Origin of the sequence: Streptomyces sp. NPDC020884, assembly GCF_044333935.1 — a bacterium.
In the GTDB taxonomy this organism is placed as follows: domain Bacteria; phylum Actinomycetota; class Actinomycetes; order Streptomycetales; family Streptomycetaceae; genus Streptomyces.
The window spans coordinates 1-14,662 of sequence record NZ_JBIRRY010000015.1 but is presented as its reverse complement, the minus strand read 5'-3'; the positions used below and the strand labels follow the sequence as shown (position 1 = coordinate 14,662).

General features: G+C 69.7%; 14 protein-coding genes. 6 read left to right on the top strand and 8 right to left on the bottom strand.

The features are described from left to right. Positions 1 to 101: 101 nt before the first annotated feature. Complete coding sequence (locus ACH4UK_RS35140) at positions 102 to 1,268, top strand: pyridoxal phosphate-dependent aminotransferase (RefSeq protein WP_398363048.1); 1,167 nt, start codon at positions 102 to 104, stop codon at positions 1,266 to 1,268. 67 nt (positions 1,269 to 1,335) lie between these two features. On the opposite strand, the gene ACH4UK_RS35135 is transcribed toward ACH4UK_RS35140, so the two are convergent. Beyond that, a complete protein-coding gene (locus tag ACH4UK_RS35135) occupies positions 1,336 to 1,881 on the bottom strand; it encodes a YbjN domain-containing protein (protein ID WP_398363046.1) in 546 nt (181 codons plus the stop codon). A gap of 157 nt (positions 1,882 to 2,038) precedes the next feature. Then, complete coding sequence (clpB, locus tag ACH4UK_RS35130; protein WP_398363044.1) at positions 2,039 to 4,624, bottom strand: ATP-dependent chaperone ClpB; 2,586 nt, start codon at positions 4,622 to 4,624, stop codon at positions 2,039 to 2,041. A 146-nt stretch (positions 4,625 to 4,770) separates the two neighbouring features. On the opposite strand from clpB, the gene ACH4UK_RS35125 reads away from it, so the two are divergent. Beyond that, on the top strand, positions 4,771 to 5,172 hold the full coding sequence (locus ACH4UK_RS35125; protein ID WP_398363042.1) for a TIGR03618 family F420-dependent PPOX class oxidoreductase: 402 nt from the start codon (positions 4,771 to 4,773) through the stop codon (positions 5,170 to 5,172). Between the two features lie 122 nt (positions 5,173 to 5,294). On the opposite strand, the gene ACH4UK_RS35120 is transcribed toward ACH4UK_RS35125, so the two are convergent. Beyond that, positions 5,295 to 5,615 (bottom strand): hypothetical protein, encoded by a 321-nt coding sequence (locus tag ACH4UK_RS35120; RefSeq protein WP_003967571.1) that lies wholly within the window; start codon positions 5,613 to 5,615, stop codon positions 5,295 to 5,297. Then, positions 5,612 to 5,815 carry a hypothetical protein gene (locus tag ACH4UK_RS35115; RefSeq protein ID WP_398363040.1) on the bottom strand — a complete coding sequence of 68 codons (204 nt, stop codon included), beginning with the start codon at positions 5,813 to 5,815 and terminating at the stop codon, positions 5,612 to 5,614. The genes ACH4UK_RS35120 and ACH4UK_RS35115 overlap by 4 nt, the downstream gene beginning before the upstream one ends. A gap of 128 nt (positions 5,816 to 5,943) precedes the next feature. Between ACH4UK_RS35115 and ACH4UK_RS35110 the strand changes: the two genes are divergently transcribed. Both ACH4UK_RS35110 and ACH4UK_RS35105 read left to right on the top strand, forming a co-directional pair. After that, positions 5,944 to 6,927 (top strand): helix-turn-helix transcriptional regulator, encoded by a 984-nt coding sequence (locus ACH4UK_RS35110; RefSeq protein WP_398363038.1) that lies wholly within the window; start codon positions 5,944 to 5,946, stop codon positions 6,925 to 6,927. Positions 6,928 to 7,049: 122 nt separating this feature from the next. Next, a complete protein-coding gene (locus ACH4UK_RS35105) occupies positions 7,050 to 7,574 on the top strand; it encodes a hypothetical protein (RefSeq protein WP_398363036.1) in 525 nt (174 codons plus the stop codon). A 97-nt stretch (positions 7,575 to 7,671) separates the two neighbouring features. On the opposite strand, the gene ACH4UK_RS35100 is transcribed toward ACH4UK_RS35105, so the two are convergent. The 4 genes from ACH4UK_RS35100 to dnaK form a co-directional block, all read right to left on the bottom strand. Then, a complete protein-coding gene (locus tag ACH4UK_RS35100) occupies positions 7,672 to 8,124 on the bottom strand; it encodes a heat shock protein transcriptional repressor HspR (protein ID WP_398363035.1) in 453 nt (150 codons plus the stop codon). 1 nt (position 8,125) lies between these two features. Then, complete coding sequence (gene dnaJ, locus ACH4UK_RS35095; RefSeq protein WP_398363033.1) at positions 8,126 to 9,322, bottom strand: molecular chaperone DnaJ; 1,197 nt, start codon at positions 9,320 to 9,322, stop codon at positions 8,126 to 8,128. A 96-nt stretch (positions 9,323 to 9,418) separates the two neighbouring features. Continuing rightward, positions 9,419 to 10,069, bottom strand: a complete 651-nt coding sequence (gene grpE, locus ACH4UK_RS35090; protein ID WP_398363032.1) for a nucleotide exchange factor GrpE — start codon at positions 10,067 to 10,069, stop codon at positions 9,419 to 9,421. After that, positions 10,066 to 11,922, bottom strand: a complete 1,857-nt coding sequence (dnaK, locus tag ACH4UK_RS35085) for a molecular chaperone DnaK (protein WP_398363031.1) — start codon at positions 11,920 to 11,922, stop codon at positions 10,066 to 10,068. The genes grpE and dnaK overlap by 4 nt, the downstream gene beginning before the upstream one ends. Before the next feature lie 602 nt (positions 11,923 to 12,524). Between dnaK and ACH4UK_RS35080 the strand changes: the two genes are divergently transcribed. Continuing rightward, entirely contained in the window at positions 12,525 to 13,178 is a 654-nt protein-coding gene (locus ACH4UK_RS35080) for a sugar transferase (RefSeq protein ID WP_398363029.1), read from the top strand. 96 nt (positions 13,179 to 13,274) lie between these two features. Continuing rightward, positions 13,275 to 14,662, top strand: a 1,388-nt coding sequence (locus tag ACH4UK_RS35075) for a 4Fe-4S dicluster domain-containing protein (RefSeq protein WP_398363028.1), incomplete at its 3' end; no start/stop codon positions are given.

Here is a 14,662-nt window from a genome sequence, read left to right as displayed (position 1 = left end):
CCCGTCGCTTCCCCGTTGTTGTGTGACAGGGGGATTCCCCCGGCCCCCGCATGCCAAAGCAGACTTGAGCAACTCCAGAGCTTCGGCACAGGATGGCACGCATGACACAGGGACGACCGCTGCTCAACCGCCGCCTCGCCGCGTTCGGCACGACGATCTTCGCCGAGATGTCGGCGCTGGCCGTGCGGACCGGCTCCATCAACCTCGGCCAGGGGTTCCCCGACACCGACGGCCCCGAGGAGATCCGGGAGGCGGCGGTCCGGGCGCTGCGCGCCGGGCACGGCAACCAGTACCCGCCGGGCCCCGGCGTCCCGGAGCTGCGCAACGCCGTCGCCGCCCACCAGGAGCGCTTCTACGGCCTGACCTGGTCGCCGGAGACCGAGGTCCTGGTGACCACCGGCGCCACCGAGGCGATCGCGGCCTCCCTGCTCGCCCTCCTCGAACCGGGCGACGAGGTCATCGCGTTCGAGCCGTACTACGACTCGTACGCCGCCTGCATCGCGATGGCGGGCGCGACCCGCGTCCCGCTGACCCTCCGGGCGCCCGCCTTCCGCCCCGACCTCGACGAACTGCGCACCCTGATCACCCCGCGCACCCGCCTGCTGCTCCTGAACACCCCGCACAACCCGACCGGCACGGTGCTCACCGCCGACGAACTGGCCACGATCGCGGCCCTCGCGGTGGAACACGACCTGCTGGTGGTCACCGACGAGGTGTACGAGCACCTGGTCTTCACGGGGGCGCACCACCCGATCGCCGCCCTCCCCGGGATGCGCGAGCGCACGGTCTCCATCTCCTCGTCGGGGAAGACGTTCTCGTACACCGGGTGGAAGATCGGCTGGGTCACCGGGGCCGCGCCGCTGGTGGCCGCCGTGCGCTCGGCGAAGCAGTATCTGACCTTCGTGAGCGGGGGCCCGTTCCAGTACGCGATCGCCGAGGCGCTCGCCCTGCCCGACGCCTTCTTCACCGGGTTCCGCGAGGGCATGCACCGCAAGCGGGACCTGCTGGCGAAGGGCCTGCGCGCCGCCGGGTTCCAGGTGTACGAGCCGCAGGGGACCTACTTCATCACCACCGACATCGCCCCGTTCGGCGACGAGGACGCGTACGCCTTCTGCCGCGCGCTCCCCGAGCGCTGCGGGGTCGCGGCCGTGCCGAACTCGGTCTTCTACGACGATCCGGAGGCGGGGCGGCGCCAGGTCCGCTTCACCTTCTGCAAGCGGGACGACGTGCTGGAGGAGGCGGTGGAGCGGCTGGGGCGGCTCGGCTGAACACGGCGACGGCCCGGGAGACGGTCGTGCTGACCGTCTCCCGGGCCGTTCCCATCGCTGGGGGGGACTAGGCGCCCTCGGGCTCCACGTCGTCCGTCTTGCCCTCGGCGGGCTGGATGCCGAGGCGCTCGACGAGCCACTTGTCGAACTCGATCGAGGCGCGCACCCAGCTGACCGTCGAGGAGACGAAGTGCTCCAGGCTGACGCCGGTGCCGATGAGCATCTGCGCCTCACCGATCAGCCGGACGGAACCCGCCTCGCCCTCCTCGCCCTCGTGGGCGTGGGTGTAGACCTTGGGCCACAGGGTGCGGCGGTTCCAGTCGTCGATGGCGTCCAGGAGGACGGGACGCTGGTCGAGCGCGTGGGGGCGGTCGTAGAACGTACGGACCGAGAAGACCTGCTGCTCGTCCTCGCCCCGGAACATGAAGTACGTCCGGAACTCTTCCCACGGCGCCGCGAGGTCGCCCTCGTCGTCGACGACGTACTTCAGCTCCATCTGCTCGAGGAGCTGCTTGACGAGGTCCTGGTCAGGGACGACGGGGCCCTCCGGTCCTGCCGCCTGCGGTTCGGGCTGGCCCCCGAAATTAGGAATCGAGGACGGATCGATGCTCACCGTTATTTCCCTTCGTGCGGTTGCGGCCATCCTCTCCCATGGCGGGCGGGGCATGGCAAGCCCGGCGGCCGCTATCCGCCACAAGCTGACAGACAGCGCGTGAGGACGGGATCCGCCGGGCCTTCGCCCACAGAGTGCGACACTCGGTGACCGGTGGTCACGCGCCGGGGCCGACGACCAGCCCGTCCTCGACCCGGTCCACCCGTACGGTGTCACCGTCGCGGACCTCGCCGGACAGGATCTCCTTGGCGAGCCGGTCGCCGATCGCCGTCTGGATGAGCCGGCGCAGCGGCCGCGCCCCGTACGCCGGGTCGTTGCCCTTCTCGGCGAGCCAGGCCAGCGCCTCGGGCGAGACCTCCAGGGTGAGCCTGCGGTCGGCCAGCCGCTTGGCGAGCCGGTCGATCTGGAGCCCCGCGATGTGCGCGAGCTCGTCGCCGGACAGGGCGGAGAACACCACCAGGTCGTCGAGCCGGTTGACGAACTCCGGCTTGAACGAGGCCCGCACCACGTCCAGCACCTGCTCCTTCTTCACCTCGGGCTTGACCAGGGGATCCATCAGGAACTGGCTGCCGAGGTTGGAGGTGAGGACGAGGATGGTGTTGCGGAAGTCGACCGTGCGGCCCTGGCCGTCGGTGAGCCGGCCGTCGTCGAGGACCTGGAGCAGGATGTCGAAGACCTCGGGGTGGGCCTTCTCGACCTCGTCCAGGAGCACGACGCTATACGGGCGGCGGCGGACGGCCTCGGTGAGCTGGCCGCCCTCCTCGTAACCGACGTAACCGGGCGGGGCTCCGACGAGGCGGGCGACGCTGTGCTTCTCGCCGTACTCGCTCATGTCGATGCGGATCATGGCCCGCTCGTCGTCGAACAGGAAGTCCGCGAGCGCCTTGGCCAGCTCGGTCTTGCCGACACCGGTGGGGCCGAGGAAGAGGAACGAGCCGGTGGGCCGGTCGGGGTCGGCGATCCCGGCCCTGGTCCGGCGTACGGCGTCGGAGACGGCCTGCACGGCCTCGCTCTGCCCGATCAGCCGCTTGCCCAGCTCGCTCTCCATCCGCAGCAGCTTCTGCGTCTCGCCCTCCAGCAGCCGTCCGGCCGGGATGCCGGTCCAGGCGCCGACGACGTCCGCGATGTCGTCCGGGCCGACCTCCTCCTTGACCATGGTGTCCTTGGAGGCCTCCTGCTCGGCCTCGGCCGCCTCCTCCAACTCCCGCTCCAGCCCCGGGATCTCCCCGTACAGCAGCTTGGAGGCGGCGTCGAAGTCGCCGTCGCGCTGGGCGCGTTCGGCCTGGCCGCGCAGCTCGTCGAGACGCTCCTTGAGCTCACCGACCCGGTTGAGGCCCTGCTTCTCCTTCTCCCAGCGGGCGTTGAGGCCGCGCAGCTCCTCCTCCTTGTCGGCGAGGTCGCGGCGCAGCTTCTCCAGGCGCTGCTTGGAGGCGGCGTCGGACTCGTTCTTCAGCGCCAGCTCCTCCATGCGCAACCGGTCGACGGAGCGCTGGAGTTCGTCGATCTCCAGCGGCGAGGAGTCGATCTCCATACGGAGCCGGGAGGCGGCCTCGTCGACCAGGTCGATGGCCTTGTCCGGGAGGAAGCGGGAGGTGATGTAGCGGTCGGAGAGGGTGGCGGCGGCCACCAGCGCCGAGTCCGCGATCTGCACCTTGTGGTGGGCCTCGTAGCGGCCCTTGAGCCCGCGCAGGATCGCGATGGTGTCCTCGACGGAGGGCTCGGCGACCAGCACCTGCTGGAAGCGGCGCTCGAGGGCGGGGTCCTTCTCGATGCGCTCGCGGTACTCGTCGAGCGTCGTCGCGCCGACCATGCGCAGCTCGCCGCGGGCCAGCATCGGCTTGAGCATGTTGCCCGCGTCCATCGCGGAGTCGCCGCCCGCGCCCGCGCCGACGACGGTGTGCAGCTCGTCGATGAAGGTGATGATCCGGCCGTCGCTCTCCTTGATCTCGGAGAGGACGGTCTTCAGACGCTCCTCGAACTCGCCGCGGTACTTCGCGCCCGCGACCATCGCGCCGAGGTCCAGGGAGACCAGCCGCTTGTTCTTCAGGCTCTCGGGAACATCGCCCTTGACGATGCGCTGGGCGAGCCCCTCGACGACGGCGGTCTTCCCCACGCCGGGCTCGCCGATGAGAACGGGGTTGTTCTTCGTCCGGCGCGACAGCACCTGCACGACGCGGCGGATCTCCTGGTCCCTGCCGATGACCGGGTCCAGCTTGCCCTCGCGCGCGGCGGCCGTGAAGTCGGTGCCGAACTTCTCCAGGGCCTTGTACTGGCCCTCGGGGTCGGGTGTGGTCACTCGGCGCCCTCCCCTGCTCGTCTCGAATGCGGCCAGCAGCTTCTTGGCGCCGGCGCCCTGCCCGTCGAGGATCTCCCCGGCGCGGCCCCCCTTGGCGGCGATGCCGATCAGCAGGTGCTCGGTGGAAATGTAGTCGTCGCCCAGCTCCTCGGCCCGCTGGGCGGCGTCCTGGATGACGGCGAGCAGCTCGCGGTTGGGCTGCGGCGGGGCGACGGTGGAGCCGGTGACGCTGGGCAGTCCCCCGAGCAGCCGCTCGGCCCCGGCCCGTACGGCGGCCTGGTCGGCCTCGACGGCGGCGAGCAGGTCGATGATGTTCTCGTTGGCCTCGCCCCCCAGCAGCGCGAGCAGCAGGTGCGCCGGCGTGAGGTCGGCGTGCCCGTCCTTCACCGCCCTGCTGGTGGCCGCGTTGATGGCATCCCGGCTCTTGTTGGTCAGCTCGGCGTCCACGTGTGGTTACTCCTCCTCGCAGCTGGCGGGTCGCGCCTGTGTCCTGTGTTGACTTAATCAACGTACACAAAGTTGAGTCTATTCCACTCAAGGGCATGCGCGCACGCGCTGCGGGCCTCCGATGGGAGTGCTCGTACGCTGCCTCCATGGCAGACGTACACGATCCCGCTCCCGCATACGTCGCGTTCTGGCGCGAGAGCCACCTGTCCACTCTGACGACACCCCGCCCCGACGGCACGCCGCACGTGGTGCCGGTGTGCGTGACGTACGACCCCCGGGCCGGGGTGGCGCGCGTGATCACCGACGGCGGCAGCCGCAAGGTCGCCCACATCCGGGCCGCGGGCCCCGGCGGGGCCCGGGTCGCCGTCTGTCAGATCGACCGGGCCCGCTGGGCGACCCTGGAGGGCCGCGCGGTCATCCGCACCGAACCGGAGGCCGTCGCGGACGCGGAGGCCCGCCACGAGGAGCGCTACGGCCGCGCGCCGCGGGTCAATCCGACCCGGGTCGTCATCGAGATCACCCTCGACCGGGCGCTCGGCAAGGCCTGACCCCGCGGACGAGGACAGCGGCCCCTGAACGGGAACAGCACAACGGCGCCACCGTGTTCAGGTCACGGTGGCGCCGCTGTGTGGGGGAGCGCCGGAGCGATAGGTGACGACGGGGGAATCGCTCAGGCACTGCGGGGGGTGGCAGAAAGGGGTTCCGCGTCGAACAGCTCGTGGTCCCGCTGATCGAGGTTGACGAAGATCATGCCGTACCTGACGGCGCAGCGAACCGGCTGCGGCGCCCCGCGAGGCCGACGGAGGCAGCGATAGGCGCGGACGTCCTCGTCCTCTTCCATCACCACGACGATCGGCTCTCCGAACAGGGTGACCATCAACGAGTCGCCACGGCGGGGGAGGGCCGTGAGCAGATCGATGAAATGCCACCCTGAGCGATAGGCGGTTGCCATCTCGCGCCGGAAGGTGCGGTCGTCCGGCGGGGTGCTCATGCGTCCGTGCGGGCCGGAGTGACCCAACCGATGTCACCTGGGACCGCGGCGGGCGCGATCCAGCCTATGTCGCCGGGCGCTGCCGCCTGAACAGCCTTTTCCTCGCCGCTGCCGCCCGTGACGCCGACGCCCGTCAGCCCGAGTCCAAGGGCCGCGACGAACGAGGCGGCAAGCGCCGAGCGAAGCATTCGCTTGTACATAGTCGGCTTCGTCCTCACTTGTGGATTCTTCTCCCCCGCACCTAAGACGATGTCCCACCTGGGCACGCGAACACCACTGGGTCGATGCATCATGTTCCTGAATGTTCAGGAACCTGGGGGGTGGAGAAATGACCACAAGCCACACAAAGACGACACATCCTCACGGGATCACCGAACTATGCGAAGCAGGGGGGCGTCTTTACGCCACCGCGCTCCGGTCCGGCCGTATCGCCCGATCCGAACTGGAACCCGCTCCGTGCCTGATGGAATTCGCGTTGCTCCATCCCGACCCGGACGACCCGGGCTGGCTCCGGCCGGTGCCGCCGTCAGCGGCGCTGGCCCAGCACCTGCATCCCATAGAACGCGAGATCCAGGAACGCCGACGGCATTCGATGGAACTGACCGAGTCCTTCGAGCCTTTCATGGACATCAGCGCCCAGGGTCCGCCCATGACGCATGCCATCACCGTGCTGGAGGGCGTCAACCGGATCAATGCCGCCCTCGATCTCGCGACCACGGAATGCCGGACCGAGGTGCTCACCGTCCAACCGGGCGGCGGACGGAATGAGGACCAGCTCAGCAAATCCCTGGAACGCGGGCTCTCGGTCGTCGACCGCGGGGTGCGCATCCGCACCCTCTACCAGCACACGGTGCGCCACAGCCCCAGCACGCTGGCCTACGCCGAGCGGATAGCCAACGACAACGTGGAGATCCGGACCCTCGAGGAACTCATAGAGCGCCTGATCGTCTTCGATCGCACGGTCGCCTTCATCCCCGCGCAGGACGACCGCCAGGTCGCCCTCGAACTGCGCCACCCCGGCCTCGTCGAATATCTTGTGAAGGTCTTCGAGCAGCTCTGGACCCGTGCCGCGCCACTTCTCGAAGAGGTCAAGTACGACCCGATGCCGCAGGGAATCAGCGGCGTCCAGCGCTCCATCGCCCAACTGCTCATCGAAGGACACGTCGACGATTCCATCGCCCGCCGGCTCGGCATGAACGTCCGGACCTGCCGTGCGCACGTGGCCAAACTCTCCGCCGCCCTGGGGAGCAGCAGCCGCGCCCAACTCGGCTATCTGATCGCACGTTCGGGAATCCTGGACCAGAGCCACTGACCCGCCGGATCGCCCGGCCGCGGGGCCGGGCGGACTCCCCCGCGTCCCGAGAGAATCCCCTACGTCAGTCCTGACCGACCTGACGAACACCTTCCGCGCGACAGAAGGACCACGAAGCCCAGATGACCGACACCACCCCCCTGCCCGCCGCCGTCGAGGACGACCACCACGGGGACATCCTGGTCGAACTCGTCGGCGAGCACGGCGAGATACTCGTCGTGAGCGGCGAAGGAATCCCCCGCGTCACCCTCACCCGCGCACCCGGCGCCGCGATCGACGACCACATCGCCATCGGCACCCGCGACCCCCACCGCCTCACACTCACCGTGGACGGCCGGGACGCGACGATCGCGCCCGGCAAGGGGAAGCTCCGCCGCCGCTCCTACCGGGTCGACGTCCGCTGCGCGGGTACGTCCTACCGGCTGGTGCCCGACTCGATCCCGAGCAGCCGGCTGACCCGCGACGGGACCCACCTCGGGGACTTCTCCTCGGACGGCGACCGGCGGGTGATCGCCGAATGGCGGGCCGACGCCGCCGTCGAGCCGACCGACGCGGCGATCGGCTACGCCCTGGCCGCCGCGTTCGGCACCGGCGGCCAGCCGATGTGGATGATGGCGGTCGACGCGGTCAGCACCGCCCTGCCGTAGGAACGGGGCCCGCCCGCACACGCCACGGGGCCGGGAGAGCGCGTGAACGCTCTCCCGGCCCCGTGGGCGTACCCAGGGTCCCGCCGGGGGACGGCCCTCAGTCCGTCGGCCGCTTCGGCTTCGGCCGCCAGACCACCAGCGCGCTGGTCTGCTGCACGTCCTGGTAGGGCACCAGGTCCCGGCGGTACGAGGCGTGCACCTGGGCCTCGCGCTGCTGCATGGCGACCGCCGCGCCGTCCACCGCCGCCGAGAGCTCGGCGACGCGCTGCTGGAGGGCTGCCACCTGGTTCTCCAGCTCGATGATCCGCTTGATGCCCGCGAGGTTGATGCCCTCGTCCTGCGACAGCTGCTGCACGGTGCGCAGCAGCTCGATGTCGCGGGTGGAGTAGCGCCGGCCGCGCCCGGCCGTACGGTCCGGGGAGACCAGGCCGAGGCGGTCGTACTGGCGCAGTGTCTGCGGGTGGAGACCCGAGAGCTGGGCCGCGATCGAGATCACGTACACCGGCGTCTCATCGGTCAGCTGGTACGGATTGCGTCGACGGCCGTCCATCTCAAGCTCCCTTCGCAGCCTGGAACAGTTCCGCCCGCGGGTCCTCGTCCGCGGTCGCCTTCCGGTAGGCCTCCAGGGCGTCCCGGGCCTCCTGGCCCAGGTCCCTGGGAACCGCGACCTCCACGGTGACCAGGAGGTCGCCACGGGTGCCGTCCTTGCGCACCGCGCCCTTGCCCCGGGCGCGCATCGTACGCCCGTTGGGGGTGCCGGCGGGAAGCTTCAGGGTGACCGGGGGGCCGCCGAGAGTGGGGACCTTCACCTCGCCGCCGAGCGTCGCCTCCACGAAGGTGACGGGCACGGTGACCGTGAGGTTGTCGCCCTTGCGGCCGAAGACCGGGTGGGCGTCGACGTGGACGACGACATAGAGGTCGCCGGCCGGACCGCCGCGCTCGCCCGCACCGCCCTTGCCGCGCAGCCGGATCCGCTGACCGTCGGAGACGCCCGCCGGGATCCTCACCTGCATGGTGCGCGCCGACTTCGCCCGGCCGCTGCCCTTGCAGACGTCGCAGGGGTCCTGGGCGATGAGGCCCCGGCCCTTGCAGTCCACACAGGGGTCGGTGAGCGAGAAGCCGCCGCCGCTGCCGCGCGAGACCTGGCCGGTGCCGACACAGGTCGGGCAGACCCTGGGGGTGCCGTTCTTGTCCCCGGTGCCGGAACACGCCTTGCAGGGCGCCTGGCTGGACATCCGCAGCGGGACCGTGGCCCCGTCGACCGCCTCGGTGAAGCTGAGCGTCACCTCGGACTCGATGTCCTGGCCGCGCCGCGGCTGGACGCGGGTGCCCGTGCCGCCGCGGTTGAACAGCCCGCCGAAGACGTCGCCGAGACCGCCCCCGCCGCCGAAGCCGCCGCCCGCGCCGCCCTGTCCGCCACCGCCGCCCGGGGCGCCCCCGCCGAAGAGGTCGCCCAGGTCGAAGTTGAAGTTGCCGCCCGCACCACCGGGACCGGCACGGAAGCCGCCGTTGCCGAAGAGGGCGCGCGCCTCGTCGTACTCCTTGCGCTTCTTGGGGTCACCGAGGATGTCGTTCGCCTCGGAGATATCCTTGAAGCGCTCCTCCGCCTTGGCGTCGCCCTTGTTGGCGTCCGGGTGGAACTCGCGGGCGAGCTTCCGGTACGCCTTCTTGACCTCGGCGTCCGTGGCGTCCTTGGGGACGCCGAGGACCTTGTAGTAGTCCTTCTCGACGAAGTCCTTCGTGCTCATCGACGTCCCTCCTTCCGGACGATCGGCCGAGCGGCCGGCCCGTGGGCCGGCCGCCGGACCGGTCGGTGTGCACCGTGGTGATCGGACGGGTTGCCGTCAGACCTCCTCGGTGCCACCGCTCTCCTCGTCGTCTGTCTGCTCTTCCTTGGCCGCGGCGGGCGTGGCGCCCGGCTGCGGCTCGGCGACGGCCACCCGCGCGGGGCGGATGGTGCGCTCGCCGATGCGATACCCCGGCTGCAGGATCGCCACGCAGGTCGTCTCGGTGACGTCCGGCGCGTAGCTGTGCATCAGGGCCTCGTGGATCGTCGGGTCGAAGGGCTCGCCCTCCTTGCCGAACTGCTGGAGGCCCAGCTTCGCGACGACGGTCTCCATCGATTCGGCCACCGACTTGAAGCCGCCGACCAGCTCGCCGTGTTCCCGCGCGCGGCCGACGTCGTCGAGCACGGGCAGGAGCTCGGACAGGAGGTTCGCGACGGCGATCTCCTTGACCGTGACCCGGTCCCGCTCGACGCGGCGACGGTAGTTCTGGTACTCGGCCTGGAGCCGCTGGAGGTCCGTGGTGCGCTCGCCGAGCGCGGTGCGTACCTGGTCCAGCTGCGCGGTCAGACCGACGGTCGGGTCGGTGTCCCCGGCCGGGGCCGCCGCCTCCTCCTCGGAGGGGGCGGCAGCCTTCGGCTCGGCGTCATCAGGGGTGGCGCCGGAGGGGACGTCGGGCTTCTCCTCGAAGCCCGGAGTCTCCTCGGTCACGCCGCACCGCCCTTGGTGTCCTTCTCGTCGTCCACGATCTCGGCGTCGACGACGTCGTCGTCGGCGGCCTTGGCCTGGTCGTCGCCCGGAGCCTCGGCGCCCGGGGTGGCACCCTCGGCCTGGGCGTTGGCGTACATCGCCTGGCCCAGCTTCTGGGAGACGGCCGCGACCTTCTCGGTGGCCGTACGGATCTCGGCGGAGTCCTCGCCCTTGAGCTTCTCCTTCAGCTCGCCGACAGCGGTCTCCACCTCCGTCTTCACGTCACCGGGGACCTTGTCCTCGTTGTCCTTGAGGAACTTCTCCGTCTGGTAGACGAGCTGCTCGCCCTGGTTGCGCGACTCGGCGGCCTCGCGGCGGGCGTGGTCCTCCTCCGCGTACTTCTCGGCCTCTTCGCGCATCCGGTTGACCTCGTCCTTCGGCAGCGAGGAGCCGCCGGTGACGGTCATCTTCTGCTCCTTGCCGGTGCCGAGGTCCTTGGCGGCGACGTGCATGATGCCGTTGGCGTCGATGTCGAAGGCGACCTCGATCTGCGGCACACCGCGCGGGGCCGGCGGCAGACCGGTCAGCTCGAACATCCCGAGCTTCTTGTTGTACGCCGCGATCTCGCGCTCGCCCTGGTAGACCTGGATCTGCACGGACGGCTGGTTGTCCTCGGCCGTCGTGAAGATCTCGGAACGCTTGGTCGGGATCGTGGTGTTGCGCTCGATGAGCTTGGTCATGATCCCTCCCTTGGTCTCGATGCCGAGGGACAGCGGGGTGACGTCGAGGAGCAGGACGTCCTTGACCTCGCCCTTGAGGACACCGGCCTGGAGCGAGGCGCCGATGGCGACGACCTCGTCCGGGTTCACACCCTTGTTGGCGTCCTGGCCACCGGTCAGCTCCTTGACGAGCTCGGCGACGGCCGGCATACGGGTCGAGCCACCGACGAGAACGACGTGGTCGATCTCGGAGAGCTGGATGCCCGCGTCCTTGATGACGTTGTGGAACGGGGTCTTGCAGCGGTCCAGGAGGTCCGAGGTCAGCTGCTGGAACTGCGAGCGCGTGAGCTTCTCGTCCAAGTGCAGCGGGCCCTCGGCGGACGCCGTGATGTAGGGCAGGTTGATCGTGGTCTCGGTCGAGGACGAGAGCTCGATCTTCGCCTTCTCCGCGGCCTCGCGGAGACGCTGGAGAGCCATCTTGTCCTTGGACAGGTCCACGCCGTGCCCGTTGGCGAACTGCTTCACCAGGTAGTCGACGACGCGCTGGTCCCAGTCGTCACCACCGAGGTGGTTGTCACCGTTGGTGGCCTTCACCTCGACGACGCCGTCGCCGATCTCCAGGAGGGACACGTCGAAGGTGCCGCCACCGAGGTCGAAGACGAGGATCGTCTGGTCGTCCTTGTCGAGGCCGTACGCCAGGGCGGCGGCGGTGGGCTCGTTGACGATGCGCAGGACGTTCAGGCCCGCGATCTCACCGGCCTCCTTGGTCGCCTGACGCTCGGAGTCGTTGAAGTACGCCGGGACGGTGATGACCGCGTCGGCCACCTTCTCGCCCAGGTAGGACTCGGCGTCACGCTTCAGCTTCTGCAGGATGAAGGCGCTCATCTGCTGCGGGTTGAAGCCCTTGCCGTCGATCTCGATCTTCCAGTCAGTGCCCATGTGGCGCTTGACGGAGCGGATGGTCCTGTCGACGTTGGTGACCGCCTGGCGCTTGGCGACCTCGCCGACGAGCACTTCGCCGTTCTTGGCGAAGGCGACGACGGACGGCGTGGTCCTGGCGCCTTCGGCGTTGGTGATGACGGTGGGCTCGCCGCCTTCGAGAACGCTGACGACGGAGTTAGTCGTGCCCAGGTCGATGCCGACCGCACGTGCCATTTCAATTCCTCCAACTGACTACTTGAGTGGATCTGACTCAAGGATGCATGACGCCGGTCCCTGAGTCAACAGACCTGAGTCGGGCGGGCTCAACTTAAGTGCTTATCCGGAGCACATCTCGGCCCCGGGGCCGCCCCACGGCCGCCTCACGAGCGCACCGACGCACGCCACACCCCTCGCGCACCCCCCACCCCACCGTCCCACCATGGGATCGTTCTGTCACAAATTGCCGCGAGACGGTAGCAACCGTCACCGACCGGCAGGTTTCACCGTGGATCGCCACACCATCGAACCTCGAACCCCGGGCGGGCGCGATGCAGAACGCGAGGAAGCCGCGCGTACGGCAGAAGAACACGAAGAACCAGAAGCCCCTGAACGATCGGAAGAACGACCGGCAGAACGACCGGAAGCAGAACCACGGGAACCAGCGCCCCCAGGAACCCGGGCAGACCGAACTCCAGCCCCGGCCCCAACCCCGACCGGAGCCGGAACCTCAGCCGGAGCCGACCGCGACGCAACCGGATCCGCCCGAGGCGCAGCCACATCACCCGCCCCCGCGCCCCCACCTGCCCCTGCCCTCGTCCCCGTCCCCGTACAGGACAGTGGCAGGGACGACCAGGAGCCACTTCCCCTCCCGCCCCGCGGCACGCCTGGCGGGCCTGGCCGACCGGGCCGGGCGGCTGACGGACCGCTTCGTCCCCCGCACGACGGCCGAACGGGCACTGGACCTGGCCCTCGGCACCGTCCTGCTGGTCCTGACCGCCCCCGCCGTCGCCGTGGCGGCCCTCGTCCTGACCGCACGGCACACCCCGGGCGGAGCCTGGGACCTGCGACGCCGGACCGGCCTCGGCGGCCGGGTCTTCGAACTGCGCACCCTGCGCACCCGGAGGCTCCGGCTGGACCTGTTCTCCCGGCTCCCCCACGTCGTACGGGGCGAGCTGTCCCTGGTCGGACCCGCCCCACTGGCCCCGGGCGACCCACGGGCCGCGGGGCCCGGCGCCCGGCAGTGGCGGCAGGAGCTGAGGCCGGGCCTGACCGGGCTGGCGCAGGTGCGCGCCCGCTCCGGCATGCCGTGGGACGACCCCGCCCTGCTGGACCAGCACTACGCAGAGCACCATGGAGTGGTGCTCGACCTGGCGATCCTGGCCGAAGCCGCACGCGGCCCCCTGCGGGCGAAGCTACGGAAGGCCCGCCGAACCAAGGCATACCTGAGCGACACAGATCACCGGCACCCCGGCTACAGCACGGCGGAATAAGTGGATAGTGTCAGCACAGACTAAATAAGTTACCGCTCAGTAGTAGTGGGCAGTAGTAACCGGACCCCGCTCTCGCAGGCTCGAGGAGCCCCCAAAATGCAACTCGCCGCGATCATCGTGTCGCTGGTTCTGATGGTGGTCGGCGCGGCGCTGTTCGTCCGAGCCATCGCGCAGATCTACCGCTTCGTGCGACTCGGTCAGAACGTCCCCGCCGGCACCCGTACCGACGAACCCGTGCAGCGCACGGTGACGGTGGCGAGGGAGTTCCTCGGCCACACGAGGATGAACCGCTGGGGCATCGTCGGAGTGGCGCACTGGTTCGTCGCCGTGGGCTTCTTCTCGCTGTTGCTGACGATCGTCAACGCCATCGGCCAGCTCTTCCAGGCCGACTGGCTGATCCCGATCATCGGCGACTGGCTGCCCTACGAGGTCTTCACCGAGTTCCTCGGCCTGATGACGACGGTCGGCATCCTGACCCTGATCGTCATCCGGCAGCTGAACCGTCCGGGCGGAGCCGGCCGCAAGTCCCGGTTCTCCGGGTCCAACACCGGCCAGGCGTACTTCGTCGAGACCGTCATCCTCATCGTCGGCCTCTGCATCATGACGCTCCGCGCGCTGGAGGGGGTGCAGCACGGCGTCGACAGCTGGGAGCTCGGCTTCTTCGCCTCGTACCCGCTGATCGCCGCGCTGAAGGGCCTCGACCTCAGCACCATCCAGAACCTGACCTACCTGGTCGCCATGATCAAGATCGCGACGTCCTTCATCTGGATGATCACGGTCTCGCTCAAGACGGACATGGGTGTGGCCTGGCACCGTTTCCTGGGCTTCCCGAACATCTGGTTCAAGCGGAACGCCGACGGCGCTGTCGCGCTCGGCGCGCTGCTGCCGATGACGTCGGGCGGCAAGGAGATCGATTTCGAGGATCCGGGCGAGGACGACACCTTCGGTGTCTCCCAGGTCGAGCAGTTCTCCTGGAAGGGCATCCTGGACTTCTCCACCTGCACCGAGTGCGGCCGCTGCCAGTCGCAGTGCCCCGCCTGGAACACCGGCAAGCCCCTCTCGCCGAAGCTCCTGATCATGTCCCTGCGCGACCACGCCCACGCCAAGGCCCCCTACCTCCTGGCCGGCGGCGGCAAGGACATGGAAGGCAACGAGAAAGCCACCGCGGAGCAGCTCGCCCAGGTGCCCGCGGCCGCTCTCGCCGAGGCCGAGCGCCCGCTGATCGGCACCGCCGAGGAGAACGGCGTCATCGACCCCGACGTCCTGTGGTCCTGCACCACCTGCGGCGCCTGCGTCGAGCAGTGCCCCGTCGACATCGAGCACATCGACCACATCGTCGACATGCGCCGCTACCAGGTCATGATCGAGTCCGCGTTCCCCTCCGAGGCGGGCACCATGCTCAAGAACCTCGAGAAGAAGGGCAACCCCTGGGGCCTCGCCAAGAAGGCACGCGTCGAGTGGACCAAGGAAGTCGACTTCGAGGT

Coding starts and splice junctions, on each gene's coding strand:
- ACH4UK_RS35140 (WP_398363048.1), top strand. CDS start 102: ATGACACAGGGACGACCGCTGCTCAACCGCCGCCTCGCCGCGTTCGGC.
- ACH4UK_RS35125 (WP_398363042.1), top strand. CDS start 4,771: ATGGCAGACGTACACGATCCCGCTCCCGCATACGTCGCGTTCTGGCGC.
- ACH4UK_RS35120 (WP_003967571.1), bottom strand. CDS start 5,615: ATGAGCACCCCGCCGGACGACCGCACCTTCCGGCGCGAGATGGCAACC.
- ACH4UK_RS35115 (WP_398363040.1), bottom strand. CDS start 5,815: ATGTACAAGCGAATGCTTCGCTCGGCGCTTGCCGCCTCGTTCGTCGCG.
- ACH4UK_RS35110 (WP_398363038.1), top strand. CDS start 5,944: ATGACCACAAGCCACACAAAGACGACACATCCTCACGGGATCACCGAA.
- ACH4UK_RS35105 (WP_398363036.1), top strand. CDS start 7,050: ATGACCGACACCACCCCCCTGCCCGCCGCCGTCGAGGACGACCACCAC.
- ACH4UK_RS35100 (WP_398363035.1), bottom strand. CDS start 8,124: ATGGACGGCCGTCGACGCAATCCGTACCAGCTGACCGATGAGACGCCG.
- dnaJ (WP_398363033.1), bottom strand. CDS start 9,322: ATGAGCACGAAGGACTTCGTCGAGAAGGACTACTACAAGGTCCTCGGC.
- dnaK (WP_398363031.1), bottom strand. CDS start 11,922: ATGGCACGTGCGGTCGGCATCGACCTGGGCACGACTAACTCCGTCGTC.